This is a genomic window from Microbacterium bovistercoris (assembly GCF_003387575.1).
In the GTDB taxonomy this organism is placed as follows: domain Bacteria; phylum Actinomycetota; class Actinomycetes; order Actinomycetales; family Microbacteriaceae; genus Microbacterium; species Microbacterium bovistercoris.
This window is the reverse complement of the sequence record NZ_QUAB01000044.1, coordinates 15,203-42,190: the sequence shown is the minus strand read 5'-3', so window position 1 is coordinate 42,190 and position 26,988 is coordinate 15,203. Positions and strand designations below refer to the sequence as shown.

The 26,988-nt window shown below is 70.3% G+C and carries 23 protein-coding genes; 15 read left to right on the top strand and 8 right to left on the bottom strand.

From position 1 onward, the window contains the following. Positions 1 to 107: 107 nt before the first annotated feature. Together DY023_RS11735 and DY023_RS11730 are read right to left on the bottom strand one after the other, a co-directional pair. The gene (locus DY023_RS11735; RefSeq protein ID WP_116242529.1) at positions 108 to 2,189 is read right to left on the bottom strand and encodes a YhgE/Pip domain-containing protein; all 2,082 of its coding nucleotides are present in this window, start codon (positions 2,187 to 2,189) and stop codon (positions 108 to 110) included. Beyond that, positions 2,186 to 4,987, bottom strand: coding sequence for an MMPL family transporter (locus DY023_RS11730; RefSeq protein ID WP_116242528.1), 2,802 nt, complete (start codon positions 4,985 to 4,987; stop codon positions 2,186 to 2,188). Before DY023_RS11730 ends, DY023_RS11735 begins: the two co-directional genes overlap by 4 nt. A gap of 150 nt (positions 4,988 to 5,137) precedes the next feature. On the opposite strand from DY023_RS11730, the gene DY023_RS11725 reads away from it, so the two are divergent. Next, positions 5,138 to 5,779: a TetR/AcrR family transcriptional regulator gene (locus tag DY023_RS11725; RefSeq protein ID WP_116242527.1), complete on the top strand. Its 642-nt coding sequence runs from the start codon at positions 5,138 to 5,140 to the stop codon at positions 5,777 to 5,779. Positions 5,780 to 5,861: 82 nt separating this feature from the next. Here the strand turns inward: DY023_RS11725 and DY023_RS11720 are convergent, their stop codons facing one another. Both DY023_RS11720 and DY023_RS11715 read right to left on the bottom strand, forming a co-directional pair. Further along, positions 5,862 to 6,845 (bottom strand): o-succinylbenzoate synthase, encoded by a 984-nt coding sequence (locus DY023_RS11720; protein WP_116242526.1) that lies wholly within the window; start codon positions 6,843 to 6,845, stop codon positions 5,862 to 5,864. Positions 6,846 to 6,961: 116 nt separating this feature from the next. Beyond that, positions 6,962 to 7,972, bottom strand: a complete 1,011-nt coding sequence (locus DY023_RS11715) for a GNAT family N-acetyltransferase (protein WP_116242525.1) — start codon at positions 7,970 to 7,972, stop codon at positions 6,962 to 6,964. Between the two features lie 78 nt (positions 7,973 to 8,050). Between DY023_RS11715 and DY023_RS11710 the strand changes: the two genes are divergently transcribed. Genes DY023_RS11710 through DY023_RS11700 form a run of 3 tightly spaced genes read left to right on the top strand, consistent with a single transcriptional unit; the run spans position 8,051 to position 10,034 of the window. Then, complete coding sequence (locus DY023_RS11710; protein ID WP_116242524.1) at positions 8,051 to 8,386, top strand: PadR family transcriptional regulator; 336 nt, start codon at positions 8,051 to 8,053, stop codon at positions 8,384 to 8,386. A 1-nt stretch (position 8,387) separates the two neighbouring features. Beyond that, the gene (locus DY023_RS11705; RefSeq protein WP_116242523.1) at positions 8,388 to 9,338 is read left to right on the top strand and encodes a permease prefix domain 1-containing protein; all 951 of its coding nucleotides are present in this window, start codon (positions 8,388 to 8,390) and stop codon (positions 9,336 to 9,338) included. Positions 9,339 to 9,371: 33 nt separating this feature from the next. After that, positions 9,372 to 10,034 carry a DNA alkylation repair protein gene (locus DY023_RS11700; RefSeq protein ID WP_116242522.1) on the top strand — a complete coding sequence of 221 codons (663 nt, stop codon included), beginning with the start codon at positions 9,372 to 9,374 and terminating at the stop codon, positions 10,032 to 10,034. Positions 10,035 to 10,106: 72 nt separating this feature from the next. On the opposite strand, the gene DY023_RS11695 is transcribed toward DY023_RS11700, so the two are convergent. Beyond that, entirely contained in the window at positions 10,107 to 10,802 is a 696-nt protein-coding gene (locus DY023_RS11695; protein WP_116242521.1) for a peptidylprolyl isomerase, read from the bottom strand. A 77-nt stretch (positions 10,803 to 10,879) separates the two neighbouring features. On the opposite strand from DY023_RS11695, the gene DY023_RS11690 reads away from it, so the two are divergent. The 9 genes from DY023_RS11690 (at position 10,880) to DY023_RS11650 (ending at position 19,271) form a co-directional block, all read left to right on the top strand. Continuing rightward, positions 10,880 to 11,803 carry a 1,4-dihydroxy-2-naphthoyl-CoA synthase gene (locus DY023_RS11690; protein ID WP_116242520.1) on the top strand — a complete coding sequence of 308 codons (924 nt, stop codon included), beginning with the start codon at positions 10,880 to 10,882 and terminating at the stop codon, positions 11,801 to 11,803. A gap of 20 nt (positions 11,804 to 11,823) precedes the next feature. Continuing rightward, entirely contained in the window at positions 11,824 to 12,939 is a 1,116-nt protein-coding gene (locus DY023_RS11685; protein ID WP_116242519.1) for an AMP-binding protein, read from the top strand. A 41-nt stretch (positions 12,940 to 12,980) separates the two neighbouring features. Next, on the top strand, positions 12,981 to 13,772 hold the full coding sequence (locus DY023_RS11680; protein WP_116242518.1) for a class I SAM-dependent methyltransferase: 792 nt from the start codon (positions 12,981 to 12,983) through the stop codon (positions 13,770 to 13,772). A gap of 56 nt (positions 13,773 to 13,828) precedes the next feature. After that, positions 13,829 to 15,040, top strand: coding sequence for a sensor histidine kinase (locus tag DY023_RS11675; RefSeq protein ID WP_116242517.1), 1,212 nt, complete (start codon positions 13,829 to 13,831; stop codon positions 15,038 to 15,040). Beyond that, entirely contained in the window at positions 15,037 to 15,672 is a 636-nt protein-coding gene (locus DY023_RS11670; protein ID WP_116242516.1) for a response regulator, read from the top strand. Before DY023_RS11675 ends, DY023_RS11670 begins: the two co-directional genes overlap by 4 nt. 191 nt (positions 15,673 to 15,863) lie before the next feature. Next, complete coding sequence (locus DY023_RS11665) at positions 15,864 to 16,637, top strand: ABC transporter ATP-binding protein (protein ID WP_116242515.1); 774 nt, start codon at positions 15,864 to 15,866, stop codon at positions 16,635 to 16,637. Then, complete coding sequence (locus tag DY023_RS11660; RefSeq protein WP_116242514.1) at positions 16,634 to 18,103, top strand: ABC transporter permease; 1,470 nt, start codon at positions 16,634 to 16,636, stop codon at positions 18,101 to 18,103. Before DY023_RS11665 ends, DY023_RS11660 begins: the two co-directional genes overlap by 4 nt. Before the next feature lie 43 nt (positions 18,104 to 18,146). Further along, positions 18,147 to 18,809, top strand: coding sequence for a 2-phosphosulfolactate phosphatase (locus DY023_RS11655; protein ID WP_116242513.1), 663 nt, complete (start codon positions 18,147 to 18,149; stop codon positions 18,807 to 18,809). 90 nt (positions 18,810 to 18,899) lie between these two features. Then, positions 18,900 to 19,271 carry a DUF3054 domain-containing protein gene (locus DY023_RS11650; protein WP_116242512.1) on the top strand — a complete coding sequence of 124 codons (372 nt, stop codon included), beginning with the start codon at positions 18,900 to 18,902 and terminating at the stop codon, positions 19,269 to 19,271. 37 nt (positions 19,272 to 19,308) lie between these two features. Here DY023_RS11650 and DY023_RS11645 read toward each other — a convergent pair whose 3' ends face one another. After that, the gene (locus DY023_RS11645) at positions 19,309 to 19,797 is read right to left on the bottom strand and encodes a SprT-like domain-containing protein (RefSeq protein ID WP_116242511.1); all 489 of its coding nucleotides are present in this window, start codon (positions 19,795 to 19,797) and stop codon (positions 19,309 to 19,311) included. A gap of 46 nt (positions 19,798 to 19,843) precedes the next feature. Then, positions 19,844 to 20,371 carry a hypothetical protein gene (locus tag DY023_RS11640; protein ID WP_116242510.1) on the bottom strand — a complete coding sequence of 176 codons (528 nt, stop codon included), beginning with the start codon at positions 20,369 to 20,371 and terminating at the stop codon, positions 19,844 to 19,846. 203 nt (positions 20,372 to 20,574) lie between these two features. On the opposite strand from DY023_RS11640, the gene DY023_RS11635 reads away from it, so the two are divergent. Further along, the gene (locus tag DY023_RS11635; protein ID WP_116242509.1) at positions 20,575 to 22,392 is read left to right on the top strand and encodes a glycosyl hydrolase family 18 protein; all 1,818 of its coding nucleotides are present in this window, start codon (positions 20,575 to 20,577) and stop codon (positions 22,390 to 22,392) included. A gap of 15 nt (positions 22,393 to 22,407) precedes the next feature. Here the strand turns inward: DY023_RS11635 and DY023_RS11630 are convergent, their stop codons facing one another. Beyond that, positions 22,408 to 23,268: a spermidine synthase gene (locus DY023_RS11630; protein ID WP_116242508.1), complete on the bottom strand. Its 861-nt coding sequence runs from the start codon at positions 23,266 to 23,268 to the stop codon at positions 22,408 to 22,410. A gap of 200 nt (positions 23,269 to 23,468) precedes the next feature. Between DY023_RS11630 and rpoB the strand changes: the two genes are divergently transcribed. Beyond that, positions 23,469 to 26,972, top strand: a complete 3,504-nt coding sequence (gene rpoB, locus DY023_RS11625) for a DNA-directed RNA polymerase subunit beta (RefSeq protein ID WP_116242507.1) — start codon at positions 23,469 to 23,471, stop codon at positions 26,970 to 26,972. The last annotated feature ends 16 nt before the right edge of the window (positions 26,973 to 26,988 follow it).

Here is a 26,988-nt window from a genome sequence, read left to right as displayed (position 1 = left end):
TTGAGACCGGAGCTGTTTGGGGTGTGACGTTCCCCAGCTCCGGTCTCATCGGATGCGGGTGTCGGGGGGAAACACCCGCATCCAGTGAGACCGGAGCTGGGGGACAGTCAGGCCGTGGCGGTGGCGAGCACGGCCTTCGCGGAGGTCGTGCGGCGCAGCGTGACCGCGAGCGTCGTCGCGAGCAGCGACAGCACGGCCCAGGCGATGAGACCCGCGGCGGCGGCGCCGCTCGCGTCGATCAAGCCGCTCAGCGCGGGTGCGGTCGGCATCGCCGCACCGACGGATGCCAGCCAGCCGGGCACCGTGGAGACCAGTCCGGTCGCCACGGCGAGCACCCCGACGAGCACGCCGACCCAGCGGCCGATCCCGCCGAAGACCGCGACCAGCGCCTGGTTCACCGCAGCGAACGAGATGCCCGCGAGCACGGCGACGCCGGCGAACGACCACCAGGTGGCGGCGTCGTAGTCGGCCACGATCTGCACGATGAGCGAGACCAGCAGGCCCTGCGCCGCGCCGATGAGCGCCGCAGGCCAGAACCCGCGCAGCGCCAGCGCGATCGAGGAGCGCCGCGAAGTGAGTACGCGCTCGGGCATCGCCCGCATCACGACGTACGAGGCGAGCGAGCCGAACCACAGCACGATCGCGACGAGCAGCGGAATGGCGGTCGCACCGAACAGGCTCGAGGTCGCGACATCCGCCTTCACCGGGTTCGCGACGACGGATGCGAGCGAGGTCGACTCCTTCTCGCTGAACGACGGCAGCGAGGAGGCCGCGGTGTGCAGGCCGTCGGCGAGGTCGCTCGTGCCGCCGGCGAGCTGGTCCAGTCCGGTGCCGAGCTGGGTCGCGCCGTCGGCGAGCTGCGTCGCACCGTCGCCGAGCGCGGTGGCGCCGGTGGCGATGCCCTGGTTGCCGGTGGCGATCTTGACCGCACCGGTGGAGAGCCCGCGCGCGCCGTCGGCGGACTGGTCGATGCCCGCCGCGATCTGGGTGAGACCGGATGCGAGGGCGGTCGCGCCGGAGCCGGCTTCGCGCAGCTGCTCGGCGAGTGCGGACTGCGTCTTCGCCAGTCCCTTCGCAACCTCAGTAGCGTAGCCCGCGGCGGTGCCGGCGTCGACGGCCGCGGTCTTCGCCGAACCCGCTGCAGTTCCCGCGGCAGTTGCCGCGGCGGTGAGCTGCTCGCAGAAGTCCTTTCCGGAGATCGCGGGATCACACTGCGCGACGAGACCGCCGAGCGTCTGCGCCACACCGCCGATGTCCTTGGCGGCCGTTGCACTCGACTGCGCTGCCGCGCCGGCCTTCTGCACAACCGTGTTGGCCGCTCCCACGAGGTTGCTCATGTCGCCCTTCGGGTCCGACAGAGCTGCCGCCCCGCTGGTCAGTCCGGCCCCGAGCTGACTCGTTCCGGCCTGGACCTTGCGGGTACTGGCGGCGATCGTGTCCAGCCCGCTCCCGAGCTGGCTGGCGCCGGCGGCGAGCTCGCCCGCGCCGTCGCCGAGCTGGGATGCCCCAGAGCTCAGCTGGTTCGCGCCGTCGGCGAGCTTCGCAGCTCCATCGGGCAGCGCGGCAGCGCCGTCCGCGGCATCCTGCGCGCCGTCGGCGAGCTTGTCGGCGCCGTCCGCCGCCTCGCCGATCTTCGAGCCGAGCGTGTCGAAGCTGATCAGCACGTTGCTCAGCGTCGCCTCGGAGAGCATCGAGCTCATCGACGACGCCGCGACCGACGAGATCTGGCTGGTGATGAGGTCATCCGCGACGCGGGCGTCCTGCGGGGTGGTCACCTGGATCTGCGCCTGCTCTGCAGCACCGCCGCCGTCGGCGATCGCCTGGCCGCCCGAGGTGGCGTTCTTCGAGAAGTCCTCAGGGATGGTCACGACCGCCTGATAGGTGCCGCCGCTGAGTCCCTCGGCGGCGTCGCCCTCGTTCGAGATCACCCATGTCAGGTTGGAGTCGACCTCGTCGGATCCCTCGACCAGTCCGGATGCCAGCTCGCGGCCGAGCGGGGTGTACTGGTCGTTGATGGTGACCGGCTCGTCGAGGTTGACGATCGCCGCCGTCATGCGTTCGAGGTTCTGCGTCGGGTTCTGCAGCGCGGCGACGAGAAGGCCCCCGATGACGACGGGCAGCAGCAGCACGCCGACGACGGTCAGCCAGGTGATCGGGCGGCGGGAGCGGGCGCGTTCGATGAGGGTCATGCGGTCACCTCGGTGTTCGTGGCGGTGGAGTCGGAGGTCTCGACGTACGGCGCCGGTTCGCGCAGGTCGACGACGGATGCCGCGTCGCGGCCCGCGTCGGCGAGCAGCGCCTTCGCCACGTAGGTGTCGGCGGCGGTGGCGAACACGGCAGCGCCGGCGTCGCGCAGGGCGGCGGCGACCTGATCGCGGGCGGCGCCGGAGAGCCGGTCGATGCCGTCGATGACGACGAGGTCCGGTCTGCCGCGCAGGGCGGTGGCCAGCTCTCGAGGGGCGGATGCCGCGTCATCGACGATCACGCAGCCGACGTTGCGGCGCACCCACGCGGCGCGGCCGGGCAGCAGATGTCCGGTCACCCGCAGGCGTCCGGTGTCGGGCTTGACGCGGCCGGCGACGGCGAGCGCCAGCGCGCGCAGCTCCCGGGCATCCGCCCCGGTCGCGACGAGCGCGCCACCGGGCGCGAGGCGCAGGGTGACGTCCGCGACAGCGGGGGTCCCGACGCCGAGTCCGTCCGCGGCGACGACGCTGTCATCTCCGGGCCAGCCGGCCAGGTCACGCTCGCGCTCGACGGCCTCGCCCTCGATGTCGACGTGGGGCAGCACGCGCTCCATCCAGGGCGGGATGCGCCAGGCGCGGTCGCCGAGGATCGCCATCAGCGCGGGGATCAGGGTCATGCGCACCAGGAAGGCGTCGATCGCGATGCCGGCGGCGAGGCCGAGGGCGATCGGCTTGAGCGACGAATCGCCCTCGGGAACGAACGCGACGAAGACGGCGAACATGATCAGTGCGGCGGCGGTGACGACCTTCGCCGAGCCGGTGAAGCCGGTGCGGACGGCCCGGATCGCGGCGTCGCGCCGCGTGGCCGGATCCTTCCTCGCCGGGTCGTGCACGTAGTCCTCCCGCATGCGCGAGACGAGGAACACCTGGTAGTCCATCGCCAGGCCGAACAGCACACCCATCAGCACGATCGGCATGAACGAGATGATCGGTCCCGTGCGGGCGACGTGCAGCAGGTCGGCGAACCAGCCCCATTCGAACACCGCGGCGACCACGCCGAAGGCGGCGACGATCGAGAGCAGGTAGCCGAGCGCGGCAGTGATCGGCACCCAGATCGAGCGGAACACGATCGCCAGCAGGATCAGCGACAGGCCGATCACGAAGATGCCGAACGGCAGCAGCGCGGCGCCGAGCTGGTCGGAGATGTCGATCGCGACCGCCGTGAAGCCGGTGACCTTCAGGTCGATGCCGTACTCATCGAGCCACTCGTCGTGGTGTGACCGTAGCTCGCGCACCAGATCGGCCGTCTTCGGGTCATCCGGTGCGGTGGTCGGAACGACCTGCACGATGCCGGTGTCGGCCGTGGCGTTCGGGGTGGCCAGCGGCACCTCCGCGACACCGGGCAGACCGGCGACCTCGTCGCCGAGGTCCTGCATGAGGTTCAGCGGGTCCTTCGAGGTGACGATGGTGCCGGTGAGGATCAGCGGGCCGTTGAATCCGGGGCCGAAGTGCTCGGCGGTGAGGTCGTAGTTCACGCGCGCCTCGGAGCCCTGCGGCAGCTGGCCGGCGTTCGGCAGCGCGAGGTTCAGGCTCAGTGCGGGAACGGCGACGATACCCAGGCCGAGGACGACGGCGATCGACACGACCACCGGATGCTTGGTCACGCCGCCCACCCAGCGCTGCGAGAACGAGCGCCGTCCTTCGTCTCGCTTCGCTCGCTCAGGAGCCGGAGTGTCGGCCCCTGCGCGAGCGGAGCGACGAGACGAAGGGGTGCGCTTCGGGCGCCCCGCGACCCGCCCCTTGAGGAAGCCGAGGAACGCGGGGGTGAGCGTGACGGCGATCGCCACCGAGATCGCGACGGCGACGGATGCCGCGATGCCCATGGTCGTCAGGAACGGGATGCCGGCGAAGCCGAGTCCGATCAGGGCGATCAGCACGGTGACGCCGGCGAAGACGACGGCGGAGCCGGCGGTGCCGACCGAGCGGGCAGCCGATTCCTCGGGATCGATGCCGGCTCTGACCTGATCCTGATGCCGCGCGACGATGAACAGCGAGTAGTCGATGCCGACTGCGAGGCCGAGCATGAGCGCGAGCAGCGGGGTGGTGGACGAGACGGTGGCGAAGGCGGTCGCGGCGAAGATGCCGACCATCGAGATGCCGACGCCCAGGATCGCGGTGATCAGCGGGAGTCCGGCGACCACGAACGACCGGAACGTGACGATGAGCACGAGCAGCGCGATGATCAGGCCGACCGCCTCGGTGATGGTCACAGTCGGGATCGACATCGCGAACAGGTCGCCACCGAGCGCGGTCTCGGAGCCTGTCGGCAGTTCGTCGCCGAGATCGGACACGATGCCTTCGAGTTCGGCCTTGGCCTCGGGCGTCACATCCGTCGCCTGGCCCTCGAACTGCAGGCGGACGATCGCGGCGGTGTCGTCGTCGCTGATCATGCCGTCGATGTTCTCGTCGTACGGCGAGGTGACGGCGAGCACGCCGTCGACCTTCTCGAGTTCGGCGACCGTCTGCTCGATGTCGCTCCGGTACGGATCGTCGGTGACCTCGTCGCCGTCCGCTGCGACCACGATGAACTGCGCGTTCGTGCCGCTCACCTGGGGGAAGGTGCGCGAGAGCTGCTCGAGGCCGGCCTGCGACTCGGTGCCGGGGATCGAGAACGTGTTGTCGGTGCCTGCGCCGAGCACGAGTGCGCCGCCGCCGGCGATGCCGAGCACGAGCAGCCACGAGACGAGCACGCGCCAGGGATGGCGGAACGACCAGCGTCCGAGCGAGGACAGCAGAGTGGACACGGGGCCTCCCCAGGCGTTGGATGCAGTCGTGTACTCGATACAGACGTGTATTGAGTACGTCAATGCATCGTATTCCCAGCGGGTCGTGAGAGTCTGTGTGCCGGGTGTGAATCCTTCGACAGGCTCAGGAACCAGTGAGGTGAGGATGCAGTGACGACGATCGCTACGCGGAGCCGCGAGAACACGCGGGCCCGCCTGCTGGACGCGGCGGCGCAGGTGTTCGCAGAGGTCGGCCTGGAAGGCGCGACCGTCGAGGCAGTGTGCGAGCGCGCCGGATTCACCCGCGGAGCGTTCTACTCGAACTTCGCCTCGATGGATGAGCTGTTCCTCACGCTGGCCGGCTCGGTGGGTGAGGCGCGCGTGAACGCGGTGCGCGAGCGTGTGCAGCAGATGACCGAGTCGGGGGCGCTGGCGCTCGACGATCCGGTGGCGCTCGTGCAGCAGGTCATGGACTCCGCCGCCGACGATCGGCTCGGCGTCATGCTGATGAGCGAGATCCGCATCCGCGCCCTGCGTGACACGGAGTTCGGTGCGGCCTACCTCGCCGGCGAGCGGGAGATGGTCGCCGGGATCGCCCGGATCATCACCGACATCGTCGACAAGGAGTGCCTCGTGCTGCGCACGGATGCCGAGGAGACGGCGCGACTGCTGATGATCGTGTGGGAGGGCATGACCGTGCGGGGTGCGATGGCCGGCGCGGACGATGATCAGCTCCGTCAGACCGGCAGTGCCGAGCTCGGCCGGATGGTCTCGCTGCTTCTCGAGCCGGTCAAGCCGGCGTCCGGGTCCTGAGCGAGGAGCGCAGCGACGAGACGAAGGGCGCCCTTCGTCACGACTCGCTTCGCTCGCTCAGTACGGCGCCCGCTTCGCGCGCTCAGGACCCGGGGTGCGCCAGAACCTCGTGGCACCGCTCGAGCCGCGCGAGCCACCAGTCGCGTCGATCCGCCGGGGCGGCCAGCCGGTCCAGCGCCGCAGCATCCGGCACGACCCGGGACGCGCTCACCGAGCCCGCCACGGGCCGGGCATCCGCGACATCGTCGGCGAACAGCGATGCCGTGCCGAGTCCGCAGTCGTACTCCAGCGAGGGGAGGGCCGCGGCCAGAGCCGCGCCCTGGGCCAGCCCGACGGCGGTGTCGAGGGCGCTCGAGACGACCGCCGGCAATCCGGCATCCGCCACGATCTGCAGTGCGCGACGGGTGCCGCCGAGCGGCTGCGCCTTGATGACGATCAGGTCCGCCGCCTTCGCCTGTGCGACGGCGAGCGGGTCGTTCGCCTTGCGCACGCTCTCATCGGCCGCGATCGGAATGCCCATGTACTTCACGCGTCGTCGCAGCTCGGCGAGCTCGTCGACCGTGGAGCAGGGCTGCTCGGCGTACTCGAGGTCGTGCTCGGCGAGGGCGTGCAGTGCATGCTCCGCCTCGTCGATGTTCCAGGCGGCGTTCGCGTCGATGCGGATGCGGCCCTCGGGGCCCATCGTGTCGCGCACCGCCCGCACGCGGGCGACGTCGTCGGCGAGGGTCTGGCCGCGTTCTGCGACCTTGACCTTGGCGGTGCGGCATCCGTCGAAGCGTGCGAGCACCTCGGGCACGCGCGCGGCGTCGATCGCGGGAACCGTGGCGTTCACGGGGATTCGCTCGCGCAGCGGCGCAGGCTGCTCGTGCCAGGCGAAGTCGATCGCCGCGGCGAGCCAGGTCGCGGCCTCGACGTCGTCGTACTCGAGGAACGGCGAGAACTCCGCCCACCCCTGCGGGCCTTCGAAGAGCACGGCCTCGCGCACGTCGACCCCGCGGAACCGGGTGTGCATCGGCAGGGCGACGACGCGGGCGGTGGTGAGGATGTCGGCGAGCGGCGGCTGCATGGGTCCATCATGCCGCGCGATCCTCGATCCGCCTCCCGTTCCGGTCGCAACGGATGCGGGTGGGCGGCTGAAGCACCCGCAATGATTGCGACCGGAGCGTGGGGGCGGTCAGGGCTTCAGAGCTTCTTCTGAAGCTCGGCGAGGCGCGCGGTCGGGATGAACCCGAGGCGCGTGTTCACGGCCAGCATGTGCTCGTTCGACTCGGCGTTGAACGTGTAGATGCGCGGGGTGCGCGGCGACTCGCGCTGCAGCATCCTCAGATTCGCGAGCTTGACCCGCATACCCAGCCGGTGCCCGCGGTCCTCGCGGCGCACCAGCGTGCCCCACTGGTAGGCGTTGCCGTCGTCTCCCGAGACGACGATCTGCGTGTACGCCGCGACGGCGCCGTCGGGGGAGATCGCCACGGTTCCGAACGAGGTGCGATTCTGCCGGGCCAGCAGGGCCTCATCGTCGCGGAGGTCGCCGACGTCGGCGGATGCCGCCTCGATGTCGAGGTCACCGGTCGGCGCCTCGGTGTCGAGCACCGCGTCTAGCGCCGCCCACTCGGCGACGAACGCCTCGGGCACCGGGCCGCGCCAGGAATGCAGGTCGTAGCCGTCGGATGCCGGGGTCTTTGCGAGCAGCGAGTCGATCACGCCGTCCGCGACGGGCAGCTCCAGCCGGTTCTGCAGGTCGCCGATCGCGATCTCGTAGCCGTGCCGGCGTGCGAACTCTCGATTCGGCTGGCCGGTGCCGTCGGCGGGAGCGGATGCCGGCCACAGGATGTCCACCCGCATCGTGGTGCGTCCCGCAGCGATCGCCTCGGCCTCCACGTGTGCGAGCAGTGCGGTGCCGACGCCTTGGCGGCGATGCTGCGGCGGGACGTTCACACCGATGCCGGCGGAGTGCAGGTTGTCCTTGAGGGAGAGGGTGAGCGAGGCGGAGCCGACCACGGCCCCGTCCTGCAGCGCCGCGTAGGCGCGCTCTTCGGTCGTCGCCGAGGGCTGCTGCAGCTGTGCCCGCCGTTCCTCTCTCGTCCACACCAGGGCGTGCTCGCCCATGTCGGCACGGCGGGCTTCCGCGTAGGCGTTCCACCAGCCGTCCGCGGCCGCGTCATCGAAGGGGTCGACGGTCACGATCTCGAGCATCCCTCCATCCTGCCTTTATCGCGCCGCACGATATGGGGGTGTTGACAATAGTGTGTGAGACACAATATGGTGATGGATATGGAAGACAACGAGTTCGACACCCATCTGCAGGAGCTGCGGCGCGGCACCATCGTGCTCGCCAGCCTGCAGCTGCTGCGGCAGCCGGGGTACGGGTACGGCCTGCTCGAGCAGCTCGCCGCGGCCGGCTTCCCGACGGACGCGAACACGCTCTACCCGCTGCTTCGCCGGCTCGAGAAGCAGGGGTACCTCGGCAGCGAGTGGAACACGGACGAGGCCCGCCCGCGCAAGTTCTACCGCACCTCGGCAGACGGCATCCGCCTCGCCGACACCCTCACTCAGGAGGTCGCCGTCATCGCTGCGGCGACGGCCGCACTCATCGAAGGGGAGGACTGACATGTCCGCCACACTCACCGACCGCTACGTCTCCGAAACCATCCGCCATCTGCCGCAGCCGCTGCAGCAGGACGTGCGGGCAGAGCTGGAGACGTCCATCTCCGACGCCGTCGACGACCGGATCGAGCAGGGCGAGGCACGCGACGACGCCGAGCGCCGCGTGCTCACCGACCTCGGTGACCCGGCCGTGCTCGCAGCCGGCTACGCCGACCGGCCCCTGCAGCTGATCGGCCCGAAGTACTACCTCGTCTGGTGGCGGCTGCTGAAGCTGCTCTGGGCGATCGTGCCGGCGGTCGCGTTCGGCGGCGTCGCGATCGGGCAGGCGCTCGACGGCGCGGGCGTGGGGCAGATCATCGGGCAGGGCATCGCGGTCGCGCTCTCGGTCGTGGTGCACATCGGGTTCTGGACCACCCTGGTCTTCGCCGTGCTCGAGCGCACCGGTGCCGACACCGGCGTGCAGTGGAGCATCGACCAGCTGCCGGAAGAGCGGCCGTCGGGCGCCGCGCGCACCGACCTCATCGGGTCGCTCGTGATGCTCGCCTTCTTCGCCGGCGCGCTGCTCTGGGACCACTTCCGCGGGTTCGTACCCGGAGACCGCGTGCTCTCGATCATCAACCCCGAGCTGTGGCCGTGGTGGATGGGCCTGCTGTTCCTGCTGATGCTCGCCGAGGCCGCGCTCGCGATCGCCGTCTACGTGCGGGGGCGCTGGACGATGGCGCTCGCGTGGGTGAACTTCGCGATCGCCGTGAGCGTGATGAGCCTCGGGCTCACAGCACTGGGGCGCGGGGTGCTCTACAACCCCGAGTTCGTCACCGACGTGTTCACGATGAACGGAGTCGACTCCGACGCGACCACCGTGCTCGCTGTGCTCACCGGCCTCGGGATCGCGGGCGTCTGCATCGGCGACATGGTCGACGGCTGGCTCAAGGCTCGTCGCGCAGAGAAGCGCTGAGGCCCGGGAAGGCGAGGGCGGTAGCGTGGGGCCATGAGCACCGCTGCCGCCCTCATCGCCGACCTGCGCGGCGCGGCGGATCCTGCGGTGCACCCGAACCGGCACTATCGCGGCGACGGCGGCATCCTCGGTGTGCGGATGGGCACGCTGTTCGACATCGCCAGGAGACATGCCGGAATGCCGCTCGACGAGGTCGACGCGCTGCTCGACGAGAGCGAGTACGAGCCGCGGATGGCCGCGTTCTGCGTGCTCGACTTCCAGGTGCGCCGTCCGCGGATCACGGATGCCGGGCGCGCCGAGCGCTATGAGCTTTACCTGCGCCGGCATGACCGGATCGACGCCTGGGACATGGTCGATCGGGCGGCGCCGCGCGTCGTCGGCGTCTTCCTGCGGAGCAGATCACGGCAGCCGCTGTTCGATCTCGCCGCGGCATCCGATCCGCTGCGTCGCCGCACGGCGATGACCGCGCCGCTGGCTTACACCCGCCCGCCGGATGCCGGCGGCATCGCCGATCTGCTGCGGATCGCCGAGACGCTGGCCGACGACCGCGACCCGCTGGTCGCGAAGCCGGTCGGCATCGCCCTCAAGCACGCAGGCTCTGTCGCGCCCGATGAGGTGCGGGCGTTCCTGGATCGGATGGGCGACCGGCTGGCCGCATCCGTCCGCCGCGAGGCGCGCGCCAAGCTGCCCGACTGAACGGCTCCTATCGCCCAGATGGCCAGTGCGCGTGACGCGGCACTGGCCATCCGAGCGACCGGAACGGGGATGTCAGTTCTGGGTGACTCCGAGCAGCGTCACCGGGGTCTTCGGGGCGCTGCCGTTGGGGTCGTCCGTCACGGTGCCATCCTTCGCGATGCCCGCGACGATCGCGGTGCTCGCCTCGTCGAGGTGACCGAAGACGGTGTAGTTCGGCGGCAGCTGGCTGTCGGCGTAGACGATGAAGAACTGCGAGCCGTTGGTGTTCGGGCCGGCGTTGGCCATCGCAAGGGTGCCCGCCTCATAGGTCTCGTCGCCGCTCAGCTCGTCGGCGAACGAGTAGCCGGGGCCACCGGTTCCTGTGCCGGTCGGGTCGCCGCACTGCAGCACGAAGATGCCGTCGGTGGTGAGGCGGTGGCACTGGGTCTCGTCGAAGTAGGACTGGCCGGCGAGCGAGAGGAAGCTGTTCACCGTGCACGGAGTCTTGTCGGCGTCGAGGGTGACGGCGAGGTCGCCCGCGCTGGTCTTGATTGTCGCCGAGACCTCACCGGTGACGGTCGGCTCGGCGGCCGGAGCATCCGCCTGCTTGGCGGCCTGGCCGTCGGACGGGTATTGGCAGGTGCCGTCGGCCGCCGGCTCGGAGGCCGAGGACGAGGGCGCGGATGCCGGATCGGAGCCGGGGTTCGACGCGCAGCCGGCCAGCGTCAGCGCTGCGGCCGCGGTCAGGGCGAGAAGGGAACGACGGAGAAGAGTGGAAGTCACAGGCACGACGACGATCGTACGTGACGTGTTTGAGCGCCCGCGGAACAGGAACGCCGGCGCGGCAGCGGAATAGGCTGGACGGCGTGACCGACGACTTCGTCTCAGACATCTTCGACCCGGCCGAGTGGGCGCTCGCCCCCGGCGCCGAGGGATACACCGACATCACCGCGCACGTGTCGCGCGACGGCCGCATCGCGCGGATCGCGTTCGATCGGCCCGAGGTTCGCAACGCCTTCCGGCCCCACACCGTGGACGAGCTGTATCGCGCGCTCGACATCGCCCGGCAGGATCCCCGCATCGGCGTGGTGCTGCTCACCGGCAACGGCCCGAGCCCGAAGGACGGCGGCTGGTCGTTCTGCTCGGGCGGCGATCAGCGCATCCGCGGACGTGACGGATACAAGTATGCTTCGACAGGCTCAGCAACCCAGTCTCCGACCAGCGCGAACGCTTCCACCGGCCGGCTGCACATCCTCGAGGTGCAGCGTCTGATCCGCTTCATGCCGAAGGTCGTCATCGCGGTGGTGCCGGGCTGGGCCGCTGGCGGCGGGCACTCGCTGCACGTGGTCTGCGACCTGACGATCGCGTCGCGCGAGCACGGGCGCTTCAAGCAGACGGATGCCGACGTGGGCAGCTTCGACGCCGGCTACGGGTCGGCGTACATGGCGCGGCAGGTCGGGCAGAAGTTCGCCCGCGAGGTGTTCTTCCTCGCCGAGGAGTATTCCGCCGACCGCGCCTACGAGATGGGCGCGGTGAACCGGGTGGTGCCGCACGCCGACCTCGAGAGGGAGGCGATCGCGATGGCGCGGACGATCCTGACGAAGAGCCCCACCGCGATCCGCATGCTGAAGTTCGCGTTCAACGCGGTCGACGACGGCATGGTCGGTCAGCAGGTGTTCGCCGGCGAGGCCACGAGGCTGGCGTACGGCACCGACGAGGCGGTCGAGGGTCGAGACTCGTTCCTCGAGAAGCGCGACCCCGACTGGTCGGCGTTCCCGTACCACTTCTGAGTACTTGTGGGGGAGCGCGCATGAGGCTGACGGCGATCGACGGTGCCGACGCACGCGCCGTGCAGGCGGCGCTGCCGGCGGCGCTCGACGGCTCGCGGCCGCTCGCCCTCGGCTTCGCCCCGGATGCCAGTGACACGGTGCCCGACGGCACGGCGGTCGTCATCGCGACATCCGGTTCCTCCGGCATCCCGAAGCGCGTGATCCTGAGCGCGGATGCTCTGCGGGCGAGCGCCGAGGCGACCGCCGCGCGCATCGGCGAAGGGCAGTGGATGCTGGCGCTGCCGGCCGGCTACGTCGCGGGGCTGCAGGTGCTGGCACGCTCGCTGTCGGCGGGGGAGACGCCCGTGCTGCTCGACGGCCGGTTCACGGCGGAGGCGTTCGTCGAGGCGACTTCCGCTCTGACCGCCGAGCGGAAGTACACCTCGCTCGTCCCGGCGCAGCTGCGCACCCTGCTGGACGCCGCAGGAGATCGCCGGGTGAAGGAGGCGCTCGCCGCCTACGACGCGATCCTCATCGGCGGGCAGTGGCTCGAGCACCATCAGCGCGATCGCGCCGAGGAACTCGGCGCGCGCATCGTGAGCACGTACGGCTCCAGTGAGACCAGCGGCGGCTGCGTGTACGACGGGGTGCCGCTCGACGGTGTGAGCGTGGTGGCGGTCGACGGCGAGCTGCGGATCGCCGGCCCGACCCTCGCGAGCGGATACCTGGGCGACGGCGAGCTCACCGATCGCGTCTTCCGCACCGACCCCGACGGGGTGCGCTGGTACCGCACGGGGGATGCCGGAGACGTGACGGACGGCGTCGTGGCGGTCCGAGGCCGGATCGACAACGTGATCGTGAGCGGTGGCATCAACATCTCCCTCGACCAGGTCGAGCGGATCGTGCGCACCGTCCCCGGACTGGAGGGGGCCGTCGTGATGGCGATCCCGGATGAGCGCTGGGGCGAGGCATCCGTGATCTTCGCGGCAACCGGCGCCTTCGACGCGGAGCAGGCCTACCACGAGGCGAGGGCGAGGGTCGCCGCCGAGCTCGGCAAGCACGCCCGCCCGGCACAGTTGGAGACATCGCCCGAACTGCCGATGCTGCCATCCGGGAAACCGGACCGCGAGATGCTGCGCCGGATGATCCTGGACTGAAGGCGCGTAACGGCGGGCACTCGCACTGCCAGACTGTCCCCATGTCGACCTACACCCACGGGCATCACGAATCCGTCCTCCGTTCGCACAGCAGCCGAACGATCGCGAACTCGGCCGCGTACCTCGCGAACCACCTCACTGCCGACGCCACGCTCCTCGACGTCGGCGCGGGGCCGGGGACGATCACCGTGGAGTTCGCCGAGCGCGTCGCGCAGGTGACGGCGACGGAGATCGACGAGGGCGCGCTTGCGCTGTCGCAGAAGCTCGCCGCGGAGCGCGGCATCCGCAACATCGACTTCTCGGTGGAGGACGTGCACACGCTGTCCTTCGCCGACGACTCCTTCGACGTCGTGCACGCCCATCAGGTTCTGCAGCACGTCGCCGATCCGGTGCAGGCACTGCGCGAGATGCGCCGGGTCGCGAAGCCCGGCGGCATCGTCGCGGCGCGCGACTCGGACTACGCCGGCTTCATCTGGTTCCCCCTGCTGCCCGAGCTCGACGAGTGGCTGCGCCTCTACCAGGTCGCCGCCCGCGCCAACGGGGGAGAGCCGGATGCCGGCCGCCGCCTGCTGTCCTGGGCCCGCGCCGCGGGTTTCACCGAGGTCACGGCCACCGCGTCCACCTGGTGCTACGCCGAACCGGAGCAGCGCGCGTGGTGGGGCGGGATGTGGGCCGACCGCATCCTGGAGTCCGCGCTGACGCGCCAGCTGCTGACAGACGGCTTCGCGACGCAGGACGAGCTGCAGCGCATCAGCGACGCGTGGCGCGCGTGGGCAGCATCCGACGACGGCTGGTACCTGATCCCGCACGGCGAGATCCTCTGCCGGGCGTAGCCCGGATACATCTCCGGGCGGATGCCCGACGTCAGACCCTCGCGTAGCGTGGTGACGTGATCAGATCCGTTCCGCGCCGATGGCTGGTGCTCGACATCGTCGGCTCCGTGTTCGGCTTCCTGGTCACCGCGCCGCTCGCGTTCATCATGGGTGCCGGTTCTCTGAGCGCCTGGCTGACCCCGGACTGGCTCGCGATCGCGGTGTCCGTCGTCGTCAGCGCCGCGCTGTGGGGTGCCGCCGCGATCAGCCGCCTGACGCCGGCGATCGCGCTCGCCATCTCTTGGGGCGCGTGCCTGCTGCAGATGCTGACCGGGCTGCCGCCGATGGCGAGCAACGTCGCGGTGTTCGTGGTGCTGTTCGCCACGGCCGCCTGGGGCTCGCGCCGGCTGCTCTGGACAGGTGGCGCCTCGGCAGTCGCCGGCGGCGTCGTGGCCGGACTGTACATCGGCGTGCAGCAGTTCGGGATGACGGGGAGCCTGCTCTCCGAGGGCGTCCGCGTGCTGCTCGTCGCGGCGCTGATGGGCTCGGTGGCCGGGCTGTCGCTCGCCCTGTCGTGGGGTGCCGGTCTGCTCTGGCGTCAGGTCGTGCGCGGACGCGAGATCCGCGACGCCCAGCTGCGCGCCGAGGCCACGGCGGCCGAGGAAGCCGAGCGGGTGCGCATCGCCCGCGACATGCACGACGTCGTCGCCCATTCGCTCGCCGTGGTGATCGCCCAGGCCGACGGGGCGCGCTACGCGGCAGCATCCGATCCGAAGGTCGCTCAGGAAGCGCTGGGCACGATCGCGCAGACCGCGCGAGGCGCGCTTTCGGACGTGCGGATGCTGCTCACGCAGCTGCGCCATCGGCAGGGCGACGGCCCGCAGCCGACGCTCGCCGATCTGGAGACCCTGTTCGCCCAGGTGCGGCGGGCCGGGGTCGAGCCGCGCGTCACCGTCGATCCGACCCCGCCGGGCGAGCCGCCCGCGGCCATCCAGCTGGCGGTCTACCGCATCCTGCAGGAGGCGCTGACCAATGCGCTGCGGCACGGGACCGGAGGCGTCGACGTGCGGTTGAGCTGGTGGGCGGATGCCGTGGACGTGACGGTCTCGAACGCGGTGTCCGGGGATGACCGCCCGTCGATCGGCGGGCACGGTGTCATCGGCATGCGTGAGCGCGCGCAGCTCGTGGGCGGTACGCTTCAGGCCGGGCGCGACGGCGACCAGTTCACCGTGAGCGCGCGACTGCCTGTCGGCCCTTCGTCTAGCTCAGGAACCGGACTCTCCTCATGATCAACGTCGTACTCGTCGACGACCAGGCGCTGTTCCGCGCCGGCATCCGCATGCTCGTCTCGTCGCAGGCCGACATGACGGTCGTGGGCGAGGCCGGCGACGGGCAGGAGGCGCTCGGCGTCGTCGCCCGGACGCGACCCGACGTCGTGCTGATGGACATCCGGATGCCGGTGATGGACGGCCTGACCGCGACCGCCGAGATCCTGAAGAACCCCGACGCCCCGCGCGTCGTCATGCTCACCACCTTCGACCTCGACGAGGCCGCGGCCCGTGCCATCCGTCAGGGCGCGAGCGGCTTCCTGCTCAAGGATGCGGATCCGGAGTTCCTGCTCGCCGCGATCCGCACGGTGGAGTCGGGGTCGAGCGTGATCGCGGCATCCGCGACCCGCGACCTCTTCGCGCACTTCACGCCCGAGACCAAGCCGGTGCCGGCGTCCTACAGCGACCTCACCGAACGCGAGCGCGAGATCTTCGCGCTCGCAGCGCGAGGGCTCTCGAACTCCGAGATCGCCGCGCGCGAGTTCCTCAGCGAGGCCACGGTGAAGACGCACATCAGCCGCATCCTCACCAAGCTCGCACTGCGCGATCGCGTGCAGCTGGTGGTCTTCGCGTTCGAGCACGGCCTGGCCTGACGCGTCCGGCGCTCGTCTTATCGCTTGCAGGCGGCGGACCGATCTGCAGGCGGCGGACGATTCCGCGGCGTGTCCGCCGCCACCCGTCGGATGCTCCGCCAGGTGCGAGCCCGCGGATCATCCTGCAGATGTACGCGGATGCATCCGCAGGGCGATGACCAGGGATGCGCCGCAGAAATAGCGTCGAAGGCATGGAGATCACGACTTCGGACCTCGGCCTCGCCGCCCGCGTCCAGCACCTCACCAAGACCTACGGCGCCGGAGTCGCCGGCGTCCGCGCCCTCGACGACGTCAGCGTCGGCATCCGCCGCGGCCAGTTCACCGCGATCATGGGCCCCTCCGGCTCGGGCAAGTCCACGCTGATGCACATCATGGCCGGACTGGACGCCCCCACCGAGGGGCGCGTGTGGATCGGTGACACCGAGATCACCGAGCTCGGCGACCTCGAGATGACGATTCTGCGGCGCCGCCGCGTGGGCTTCATCTTCCAGGCGTTCAACCTGATCCCCACGCTCGACGCCATGGGCAACATCCTGCTGCCCTTCGAGCTCGACGGGCGCCGGCCGTCAGCGATCGAGCGGGCCCGCATCGACGGTCTCGTCGAGACGCTCGGCCTCGGTGCACGTCTGAAGCACCGGCCTCACGAACTCTCCGGCGGGCAGCAGCAGCGCGTGGCGATCGCCCGCGCGCTCGCCACCGCGCCCGACCTCGTCTTCGCCGACGAGCCGACCGGCAATCTCGACTCGGCCACCGGTCGCGAGGTGCTGCAGCTGCTCGCCACCGCGAGCCGCGAGCACGGGCAGTCGATCGCAATGGTCACGCACGACGCGATCGCCGCCAGCCACGCCGACCGGGTGCTGTTCCTCGGCGACGGCCGCATCGTCGCCGACCACCCGCAGCTGTCCGCCGAGCAGATCGCGGCACACATGCTGGCGGCGGAGTCGGGCAGCGGGGTGGCGGCATGACCGCCGTCGCCGAACTCGGCCGCGAGAGCGGGGAGCGCTCGGCACGAGCGCCGCGACTGGCCTGGCTGAGCGAACGCGGCATGGGCGCCAGCATCCTGGTGTCGGCGCTCGCCGCGGGATTCGGCGTGGTCCTCGTCGAGGTGACCGCCTACATCGGCGCCGTGCTGCAGGCCGACCCGTACATCGGCGACAGCGAGACGCTCGCGCTCGTCGTGACCATCCTGTCCGTGCTGCTGACGGCCGTCGCCATGTACGTCGCCGCCATCGTGACCGCCAACACCTTCACGACGATCATCGCCGGGCGCACGCGCCGCATCGCGCTGATGCGGCTGATCGGGGCATCCGCTCGTTCGCAGCGCGAGGAGGTCGCGCGGCAGGGGCTCGGCGTCGGCGTGCTGGGCGCGCTGTTCGGCCTCGCCGCCGGCCTGACTCTTGCGAACATCGGCGTGATCGTCGGGGCGCAGCTGCTGCCGAACCCGCCGGCGACGTTCAGCACACTGCAGCCGATGATCGTGCTGCCCGCCGTCGGCGTGGCGCTGACCACGTGGGTCGCCGCCTGGGCGGGGTCGAGGAGGGTGCTGGACGTGACCCCGCTCCAGGCGATCGGCGGAGCGGTCGAGCGCGGACACGACGCCGTCGCCGCACGGCCGGGCCGCCACGTCGGCGCCCTGGTGCTGCTGATCATCGGGGCGGCGCTGCTCGCCGCCGGAGTGGCCTTCGGGCTGATGTCGCCGCTGGGGGTCGTCATCGCGTTCTTCGGGGGTGTGCTGTCGTTCACCGGCCTCGCGATCGGCGCGGTGCTGGTGATGCCGCCCGTGCTGCGGATGGTCGGGCGGATGTTCGGCAGCAGCGCGACGGCTCGGCTGGCGGCCGAGAACGCGCTGCGGCACCCGGAGCGGTCCAGCCGCATGGCGATCGGCGTCGTGATGGGGGTCACGCTGGTCACGATGTTCGCCGTCGCGCTGGAGTCGACCAAGGTGCTGATGACGCGGCAGAGCGAGGGGGAGTTCGTCGACGGGTTCTTCGCCCCGATGGACGCGTTCGCGAACATCATGATGCTGCTGGTCGCCATCTCGGCGGTGATCGCGGCAGTGGGCCTGGTGAACCTGCTCACCATCGGGGTCGTGCAGCGCAAGCGCGAGCTGGGGCTGCTGCGGGCGATCGGGCTGACCGGTCGCCAGGTGCGCAGGATGGTGCTGCTCGAGGCCGCGCACATCACGATCGCCGCGACGCTGCTCGGCCTGGTGCTCGGAGTGCTGTACGGGTGGATCGCCGCGCAGTCGCTGCTCGGCTCGGTGCCGGTGCTGCCCGACTTCGAACCGGCCGGGTTCGTGTGGCCGGTGGTGCCGTGGGCGCCGATCGCGATCATCGCGGCGTCGACCGCGGTGCTGACGCTGATCGCCGCCGTCGCCCCGACCCGCCTGGCCACGAGGGTGCAGCCGGTGGAGGCGCTCGCCGCGGAGTGAGCGGCTCCCCACGCCGGTGAAGGCATCCCTCTACGCTGGAGGGATGCCTTCACCGTTCGACCAGTCCTCGTATCAGGTGCGCCTCGAGTGGGGTGCGGAGGGCCTCGCCCGGCTCGCGCCGGCGGATGTCGTGATCGCGGTCGACGTGCTGCGGTTCTCCACCACGGTGGCCGAGCTGGTCGAGGCGGGGACCTCGGTGGATCTCCAGGGTGCCCGCGCCTGGTCCAGCAACGGCGCGGATGTCGCCGAGGCGGCGGCGACGACGGGGGCGGAGGTGCTGCTCGGCGGCATCCGGAACGCCTCGGCCGTGGCATCCGCCGTCATGACGCTGCAGGAGCGACGAGGCGAGCGCACGTCGGTCACGATCATCGCCGCGGGGGAGCGCGCGGGCGACGGATCTCTGCGGTTCGCGGTCGAGGACCTTCTCGGCGCCGGCGCGGTGGTCTGCGCCCTGATCGACCTGGGCGTCGACCACACCTCGCCCGAGGCTGTCGCCGCCGCGGAGTCGTTCCGCGCGCTGCGGCGCGGCCTGCGGCACCTGCTCTCCGCGAGCGGCTCGGGGCGTGAACTCGCGATCGGTGTGGCTTCAACCGCACGGATGGCGGATGCCGGCATCCGCCCCGCGACCCCGGAGGAAGCCGCCGAGCACGATGCGAGCAGCGCCGTGCCGCATCTGAGGGAGGGCGTGATCACGGCGTTCGCCTGACGTCGGAGTCTCGTGCGTTCGCCGGAGTCTGGTGTGTTCCAGGAGCGCGGCGCGCGGGGAAGACGCGCGACCGACGCGTAGGGTCATCCCATGAGGTTCCTCCCCGCCTTCGTTCTCGACGCCCTGCTCGTGCTCGTCTTCGCGGCGATCGGCCGCGCCTCGCACTCCGAGGATCCGGCGGGATTCCTCATCACGGCCTGGCCGTTCCTGGTCGCACTCGTCGTCGGTCACCTGCTCGCGTTCCTGCTGCCCGGGAGACCGCGCAGACCGTGGGGCCTGCTCTGGGGTCTCGTTGTCTGGATCGTGACGGTCGCCGGCGGGATGCTCGTGCGCGTGCTCTCCGGTGACACCGCGGCGGTGCCGTTCATCATCGTCGCGACGATCACGCTCGGGGTGTTCCTGCTCGGCTGGCGAGGGATCGCGGCACTGGTTCGCCGCCGCAAGCCGGCATCCACGCAATGACGGCGAGCGCGGCTGCGGACCGAGCGGGTCGCGGGCTTCAGCGCGGCGTCTGCGCGGCCAGCCGGGCCGCCGGCGTGATCTCGCGATGCGTCCAGGCGAACGCGTATCGCGGGTCGTAGGTGCGCGAGCACTTCGCGCAGGAGATCGGCCGGCCGGGACGGCGGTGCCGGTAGACGAGGTGCCCGGACGGGCAGCTGCCCACCCACGGCGCCAGCTCGGTGGCGGTCTCGCCGTGGTGCGTCGTGCCGCCGACGTAGCCCAGATCTTCGGCGATGCGCTTCCAGTCGCTGCCGTGCCCGGCGTGGGGGCCCGCGAGTGCGTGCGCGACCTCGTGCAGCAGCACCTGATGGATCTCGTCGTCGTCGAAACGGGCGGCCAGGTAGCGCGAGACCGTGATGCGGCTGGTCGTGTAATGGCAGGCACCCGCCCGACGCTTGGCGTGATCGAAGTCGAAGGACCACGACGGATCGAGGTGCAGCCGGATGAGCGCCTCAGCCCAGACGCGCACCCGCTTCAGATCTGCCATGTCGCAACAGTAGATCAGCCGACCGACATCGTCGGGGAGGACGTGTTCAGATCGCGACGGGTTCGACGGCGCCGCGCCGCTCGGCCGCCTCGATCGCGAGGAGCGCGGTCTCGAGGCCGCGGTCGTCCGCGCCGGCCTCGCGGCGCAGGAACAGCGACCGCTTGAAGCTCTCGCGGGCCTGCTCGTAGTCGCCGGCGTCGTAGGCGTTCTTGCCGTGATGCTGGTGGGCGAAGGCGGCGACCTGCGCCCAGCCCTGGCCTTCGGCCTCGGATGCCACGTGGGCGAGCTCCTGCTCGGCGGCGGCGTACTTGCCCAGGCACTGCATGATCGTGGCGTGCAGCACGCGGGCGCGCAGGAGGTCCTTGCGGGTTCCCGCCATGCGGGCCTGACGCACGGCCTCCTCCGAGAGCGGCAGCGCGTCGTCCAGCCGATCGAGCACCTTCAGCAGCCAGACGCGCTCCATCAGCGCGGGCAGGCTGCGCTGCCCTTCGATCTCGTCCAGGCGCATCTCGCACTCGCGCGGGTTCACTCGTTCGCGAAGGGTGTCCGGGTCATATCCCTGGATCAGACTCATTGCTCGACTCTCCCTCCGCGACGGCTCCTGACAGTCTGCCTCCTCCCGCCGGGAACGTTCTGAGGCGCGCCCTGCTCGCCCCACAAGACGCCGGATGTACGTGTTGTCCACATTCCTGGGGTGAACCGCTGGCGGGATGCCGCGGGCTGCGGCATCCTGACCCGGAGCGCGCACACCCGACGCGCCCGAACGAAGGAGTTCTCATGCCCCCCGCATCCGATGCCGCCGTACGCCGCAGGCGGCTGGCTCCGGCCGTGATCCTCGGCTCGCTCGCTCTCGCGGCGACGGCTCTGCCCGTGACGGCGGCCGCCGCCGACGACGCACCCGAGGTGTCGGTCACGAGCGACACGGTGCCGGGCACGACGACCATCAACGGCTACCGCAACGTCGGGTACTACGGGCAGTGGATGGCGAACGATGCCGCCACCTCTCTGAAGACACTCTTCACCGAGGGCGCGCACAGCGGCACGCTGACGCACCTGAACTACTCGTTCGGCAACGTCGCGGGCAGCCAGGAGGCCCTCGACACGGCGCGCGCCGCCGGAGTGCAGGGCCTCGACGGCGTGAAGCCGTACACCTGTTTCATCTCCGACGGCGTGGCCGCCGGCGCAGGGCAGACCGAGACAGCAGGTGAGGCGAAGACCGACTTCGTGCGGGCCTACACGGCGGAGGAGTCGGTGCTCGGCATCGCCGACACGAAGCAGCAGAAGCTCGCCGGCGCGATGAACCAGGTCGCGCAGCTGAAGCGGATCAACCCCGACCTGCGGGTGCTGGTGTCCCTCGGCGGGTGGTCGTGGTCGAAGTCGTTCTCGAAGGCCGTCGCGACCCCCGAGAGCCGCACGGCGCTGGTGCAGTCGTGCATCGACATCTACCTGGACGGCAATCTGCCGGTGATCGACGGCCGCGGCGGTCCCGGTGCCGCGGCGGGGCTCTTCGACGGCTTCGATCTGGACTGGGAATGGCCCGGTGCCCCGGACTGGGCGCAGGAGGTCGGCAACGCCGTCGACCCGGTGAACGACCGCGCGAACTTCCTCGCGTTCGTACAGGAGCTGCGTGCCGCGCTGGATGCCCGTGAGGCCGACACCGGACGGGAGTACGAGATCTCCGCGTTCCTGCCCGCCAGTCCCGGCGTGATCACCGCGGGCGGCTGGAACGACCCCGAGCTGTGGGAGAACCTCGACTTCGGCAACCTGCAGGGCTACGACCTGTGGGGCACCTGGGATCCGCGCACCGGGCACCAGGGCAACGTCTACGGCGACCCCGAGCACAACTGGGGTCTCGGGCTGGACACCATCGTCGCGACCTACAAGAACGCCGGCATCCCCGCGGCGAAGCTGAATCTCGGTCTGGCCGCCTACGGCCAGGGGTGGAGGGACGCCGACCCGCAGCCGTGGCAGCAGTCCGGCGGCGGCATCACCGGCGGCACGCGCACGTGGGACCAGCTGCAGAGCGCGGGCCTGAGCTACACCCACGAGCGCACCGCCGACGGCGCGTTCAACGCCACCTACGGCTACAACGCCGAGACTCGGGAGTGGTTCTCGCTCGACGACCCCACGGCCGTCACCGAGAAGACGAAGTGGGCGATCGCGCAGGGCCTGGGCGGCGTGGACTACTGGCAGATCGCCGGCGACGCCAAGGGCGAGCTCTCGCAGACGGGTGCCGACGCGCTGCGCGCCGCGACCCCCGGCCCGGTGGCAGGTGCCGAGAAGACGGTCTGCGCCGCGACGCCGATCTGGAACGCCCGCACCACCTACGGCGCCGGCGACCGGGTCACGCTGGACGGCAAGGTGTTCGAGGCGCTCTGGTACGCGAAGGGCACGATGCCGGGAGCGATGAAGAACAGTCCCTGGCAGACGGAAGTGGACTGCGCGGTGGACCCTGCCGCCGGGCAGCCCTGGTTCGCCGACCACGTGTACGAAGCAGGAGACGTCGTCGTGTACGACGGCGTGCGCTACACGGCTCGCTGGTGGACCCGCGGCGACGCGCCGGGCGGGAAGCACTCGCCCTGGGCCGCCGGCTGACGCCGCCGCCTGGCGTCAGCGCAGGAAGAGGCTCGCGTCGGGACGGGGGGATGCCACGGCATCCGCATCCGTCACGACGCGGGCCTTCTGCGCGAAGGCCGAGACCTCGGCGCCCTGCGCGATCTTCGCCGGATGCGGCCCCGCCGCCAGCATCCTCGGCAGCCAGTCGGTCGGCAGGGGAGCAGCGGATGCCGCGATGACGAGGTTTCCGAAGCGGCGCCCCTTGAGCACCTGGGTGTCGGCCAGCACCGCGACATCCGCGAACACCGTCTGCACCGTCGCGACCTGCCGGCGCGCGAACGCGAGTCCCGGGCCGTCGGCGACGTTCACCAGCAGCACACCGGTCGGGGCGAGCAGTGTCGACAGCTCGCGGTAGAACTCCACACTGGTGAGGTGCGCGGGGGTCTGCGCACCGGAGAACACATCCGAGACGACGAGGTCGCAGGCGCCGTGCAGAGCGGCGGGCAGGCGCGAGACGCCCTCGCGCGCGTCGCCGATGCGCACCCGGATCGACGCGCCCTTCGGGAGCGGGAGCTGTTCGCGCACCAGCTGCACCAGCGGTGCCTCCAACTCGATCACCTGCTGCCGCGAGCCCGGGCGCGTCGCGTCGATGTACCGCGGAATCGTGAGCGCCCCGGCGCCGAGGTGCACCGCCGTGAGCGGCCCCGAGGGCAGCTGGTCGATGACCGCGCCCATGCGCACGATGTACTCGAAGTGCAGGTGCGTCGGGTCGTCCAGGTCGACGTGCGACTGCGGAGTCCCGTCCACGATCAGCTCGTGTCCGCTGGTGAACTCGGATGCCGCGATCTCGGCGACACCGCCGTGATCCAGGCGTACCCGGGGGTTCTCCTCGTCCTTCGCGCGCGACCTGCCCATGGGTCGAGCGTACTAATACCCCACTCCCAGCAAATCGTCAAGAACCGCGCTTGCCATGTCGCGGAATCGCGCCTATAGTAGGTAGTTGCGCTCGCTTCTCCCTGCCCTCATATGGTGGTCGGCATGTTGAGACCTGCGCGCGCACTCCACCGACGACGAGGAATCAACGAGCCCCGCACAGGCTCACGGAGGTTATTCCCTTGGCTGCTGCTCGCAACGCATCCACTTCCACCACCACACCCAAGAACGGACGCGGAGCATCCCGCCTCTCGTTCGCCAAGATCTCCGACACGCTGACGGTCCCCGACCTGCTCGCCCTCCAGACCGAGTCCTTCGGCTGGCTGGTCGGCAACGACGCCTGGAAGGCGCGCGTCGCCGAGGCGAAGAAGGCCGGCCGCACCGACGTGTCCGAGATCTCGGGTCTCGGTGAGATCTTCGAGGAGATCTCCCCCATCGAGGACCTCGGCGAGACGATGCAGCTGAGCTTCACGAACCCGTACCTGGAGCCGGAGAAGTACTCCATCGACGAGTGCAAGGAGCGCGGCAAGACCTACGCCGCCCCGCTGTACGTCGAGGCCGAGTTCATGAACCACCAGACCGGTGAGATCAAGACCCAGACGGTCTTCATGGGCGACTTCCCGCTGCAGACCGACAAGGGCACGTTCATCATCAACGGCTCCGAGCGCGTGGTCGTCTCGCAGCTGGTGCGCTCGCCCGGTGTCTACTTCGACAAGACTCCCGACAAGACGTCCGACAAGGACATCGTCTCCGCTCGCGTCATCCCCTCGCGCGGTGCCTGGCTCGAGTTCGAGATCGACAAGCGCGATCAGGTCGGCGTCCGCATCGACCGCAAGCGCAAGCAGTCCGTCACCGTCTTCCTGAAGGCGCTGGGCCTGACCAGCGAGGAGATCCTCGCCGAGTTCGCAGGCTTCACCTCGATCGAGGAGACCCTCGCGAAGGACACCATCCTCACGCAGGAGGACGCGCTCCGCGACATCTACCGCAAGCTGCGTCCGGGCGAGCAGGTGGCCGCCGAGGCCGCGCGTTCGCTGCTGGACAACTTCTACTTCAATCCGAAGCGCTACGACCTGGCCAAGGTCGGTCGCTACAAGATCAACCAGAAGCTCGGCCTCGCGAACCCGCTGACCGACTCGGTGCTGACCCGCGACGACATCGTCGCGACCATCAAGTACATGGTGCGCCTGCACCGCGGCGACGAGACCTTCTCTGGGCTCCGCGGCGGCAAGCAGACCGAGATCCGCCTCGCCACCGACGACATCGACAACTTCGGCAACCGCCGTATCCGCGCTGTCGGCGAGCTGATCCAGAACCAGGTCCGCACCGGTCTGTCCCGCATGGAGCGCGTCGTCCGCGAGCGCATGACCACGCAGGACATCGAGGCGATCACCCCGCAGACCCTGATCAACGTGCGCCCCGTCGTGGCCGCGATCAAGGAGTTCTTCGGCACCTCGCAGCTGTCGCAGTTCATGGACCAGAACAACCCGCTCGCGGGTCTGACCAACAAGCGCCGCCTGTCGGCTCTGGGCCCCGGTGGTCTGAGCCGCGACCGCGCGGGTGTCGAGGTCCGTGACGTCCACCCCTCGCACTACGGCCGCATGTGCCCGATCGAGACTCCTGAAGGCCCGAACATCGGTCTGATCGGTGCGCTCGCGACCTTCGCGCGCATCAACTCGTTCGGCTTCATCGAGACGCCGTACCGCAAGGTCGAGAACGGCACGGTCACCGAGCACATCGACTACCTGACCGCCGCCGAGGAGACCGACTTCAACATCGCGCAGGCCAACGCGCCGCTCGATGCGAAGGGTCGCTTCACCGAGAGCCACGTGCTCGCGCGCCCCAAGGGCGGCTCGGGCGAGGTGGACCTCTTCCTGCCCGAGGAGATCGGCTACATCGACGTCTCGCCGCGCCAGATGGTGTCGGTCGCGACCTCGCTCGTGCCCTTCCTCGAGCACGACGACGCGCAGCGCGCGCTCATGGGCGCGAACATGCAGCGTCAGGCCGTGCCGCTGCTCCGCTCCGACTCGCCGCTGGTCGGCACCGGTATGGAGGGCTACACCGCGATCGACGCCGGTGACGTGGTCACGGCGGCGAAGGCCGGTGTCGTCTCCGAGGTCTCCGCCGACAAGGTCACCGTGCAGCTCGACGAGGGCGGCATCCAGGAGTACCACCTGCGCAAGTTCGACCGCTCCAACCAGGGCACGTCGTACAACCAGCGCGTGATCGTCTCCGCCGGTGAGCGCGTCGAGGCCGGCGAGGTCATCGCCGACGGCCCCGCGACCGAGAACGGCGAGCTGGCGCTCGGAAAGAACCTGCTCGTGGCGTTCATGCCGTGGGAGGGTCACAACTTCGAGGACGCCATCATCCTGAGCCAGGAGCTGGTGAAGGACGACACCCTCTCGTCGATCCACATCGAGGAGTACGAGGTCGACGCCCGCGACACCAAGCTGGGCAAGGAGGAGATCACCCGTGACCTCCCCAACGTCAGCCCCGAGCTGCTGAAGGACCTCGACGAGCGCGGCATCATCCGCATCGGCGCCGAGGTCCGCCCCGGCGACATCCTGGTCGGAAAGGTCACGCCGAAGGGCGAGACCGAGCTCTCGGCCGAGGAGCGCCTGCTCCGCGCGATCTTCAACGAGAAGAGCCGCGAGGTCCGTGACACCTCCCTGAAGGTGCCCCACGGCGAGCAGGGCACGATCATCGCCGTCAAGGAGTTCAACGCCGAGGAGGGCGACGACGAGCTGGGCTCGGGCGTCAACCGCCGCGTCGTGGTCTACATCGCCCAGAAGCGCAAGATCACCGAGGGCGACAAGCTCGCCGGCCGCCACGGCAACAAGGGCGTCATCGCGAAGATCCTGCCGGTCGAGGACATGCCGTTCCTCGCCGACGGCACCCCGGTCGACGTGGTCCTGAACCCGCTCGGCATCCCGGGCCGCATGAACTTCGGTCAGGTGCTGGAGACTCACCTCGGGTGGATCGCCAAGACCGGCTGGAAGGTCGAGGGCAACCCGGAGTGGGCGGCCAAGCTCGCCGACGACGCCCGCGACGTGGCCCCGAACACCAAGGTCGCGACCCCGGTGTTCGACGGCGCCAGCGAGGAGGAGATCTCGGGTCTGCTCGACTCGACGCTCCCCACCCGCGACGGCGACCGCCTGATCGACGCATCCGGCAAGACCCAGCTGTTCGACGGCCGCTCCGGCGAGCCGTTCCCGGCGCCGGTCTCGGTGGGCTACATGTACATCCTGAAGCTGCACCACCTCGTCGACGACAAGATCCACGCACGCTCGACGGGCCCCTACTCGATGATCACCCAGCAGCCGCTCGGCGGTAAGGCCCAGTTCGGTGGCCAGCGCTTCGGTGAGATGGAGGTGTGGGCGCTCGAGGCCTACGGCGCCGCCTACGCGCTGCAGGAGCTGCTGACGATCAAGTCCGACGACATCCTCGGCCGCGTCAAGGTGTACGAGGCGATCGTCAAGGGCGAGAACATCCAGGAGCCCGGCATCCCGGAGTCCTTCAAGGTGCTCATGAAGGAGATGCAGTCCCTCTGCCTGAACGTCGAGGTGCTCTCGGCCGACGGCACGGCTGTGAACCTGCGCGACACGGATGACGAGGCCTTCCGCGCTGCGGAAGAGCTCGGCATCAACATCTCCAGCCGCTTCGAGGCCGCGTCGATCGACGAGATCTGACACCGGCTTCCGGCAT

What these genes read in the sequence shown, in the direction of transcription:
- DY023_RS11735 (WP_116242529.1), bottom strand. Translation starts at nt 2,189, where the DNA reads ATGACCCTCATCGAACGCGCCCGCTCCCGCCGCCCGATCACCTGGCTG.
- DY023_RS11720 (WP_116242526.1), bottom strand. Translation starts at nt 6,845, where the DNA reads ATGCAGCCGCCGCTCGCCGACATCCTCACCACCGCCCGCGTCGTCGCC.
- DY023_RS11715 (WP_116242525.1), bottom strand. Translation starts at nt 7,972, where the DNA reads ATGCTCGAGATCGTGACCGTCGACCCCTTCGATGACGCGGCCGCGGAC.
- DY023_RS11710 (WP_116242524.1), top strand. Translation starts at nt 8,051, where the DNA reads ATGGAAGACAACGAGTTCGACACCCATCTGCAGGAGCTGCGGCGCGGC.
- DY023_RS11705 (WP_116242523.1), top strand. Translation starts at nt 8,388, where the DNA reads ATGTCCGCCACACTCACCGACCGCTACGTCTCCGAAACCATCCGCCAT.
- DY023_RS11700 (WP_116242522.1), top strand. Translation starts at nt 9,372, where the DNA reads ATGAGCACCGCTGCCGCCCTCATCGCCGACCTGCGCGGCGCGGCGGAT.
- DY023_RS11685 (WP_116242519.1), top strand. Translation starts at nt 11,824, where the DNA reads ATGAGGCTGACGGCGATCGACGGTGCCGACGCACGCGCCGTGCAGGCG.
- DY023_RS11680 (WP_116242518.1), top strand. Translation starts at nt 12,981, where the DNA reads ATGTCGACCTACACCCACGGGCATCACGAATCCGTCCTCCGTTCGCAC.
- DY023_RS11670 (WP_116242516.1), top strand. Translation starts at nt 15,037, where the DNA reads ATGATCAACGTCGTACTCGTCGACGACCAGGCGCTGTTCCGCGCCGGC.
- DY023_RS11665 (WP_116242515.1), top strand. Translation starts at nt 15,864, where the DNA reads ATGGAGATCACGACTTCGGACCTCGGCCTCGCCGCCCGCGTCCAGCAC.
- DY023_RS11660 (WP_116242514.1), top strand. Translation starts at nt 16,634, where the DNA reads ATGACCGCCGTCGCCGAACTCGGCCGCGAGAGCGGGGAGCGCTCGGCA.
- DY023_RS11655 (WP_116242513.1), top strand. Translation starts at nt 18,147, where the DNA reads ATGCCTTCACCGTTCGACCAGTCCTCGTATCAGGTGCGCCTCGAGTGG.
- DY023_RS11650 (WP_116242512.1), top strand. Translation starts at nt 18,900, where the DNA reads ATGAGGTTCCTCCCCGCCTTCGTTCTCGACGCCCTGCTCGTGCTCGTC.
- DY023_RS11645 (WP_116242511.1), bottom strand. Translation starts at nt 19,797, where the DNA reads ATGGCAGATCTGAAGCGGGTGCGCGTCTGGGCTGAGGCGCTCATCCGG.
- DY023_RS11640 (WP_116242510.1), bottom strand. Translation starts at nt 20,371, where the DNA reads ATGAGTCTGATCCAGGGATATGACCCGGACACCCTTCGCGAACGAGTG.
- DY023_RS11635 (WP_116242509.1), top strand. Translation starts at nt 20,575, where the DNA reads ATGCCCCCCGCATCCGATGCCGCCGTACGCCGCAGGCGGCTGGCTCCG.
- DY023_RS11630 (WP_116242508.1), bottom strand. Translation starts at nt 23,268, where the DNA reads ATGGGCAGGTCGCGCGCGAAGGACGAGGAGAACCCCCGGGTACGCCTG.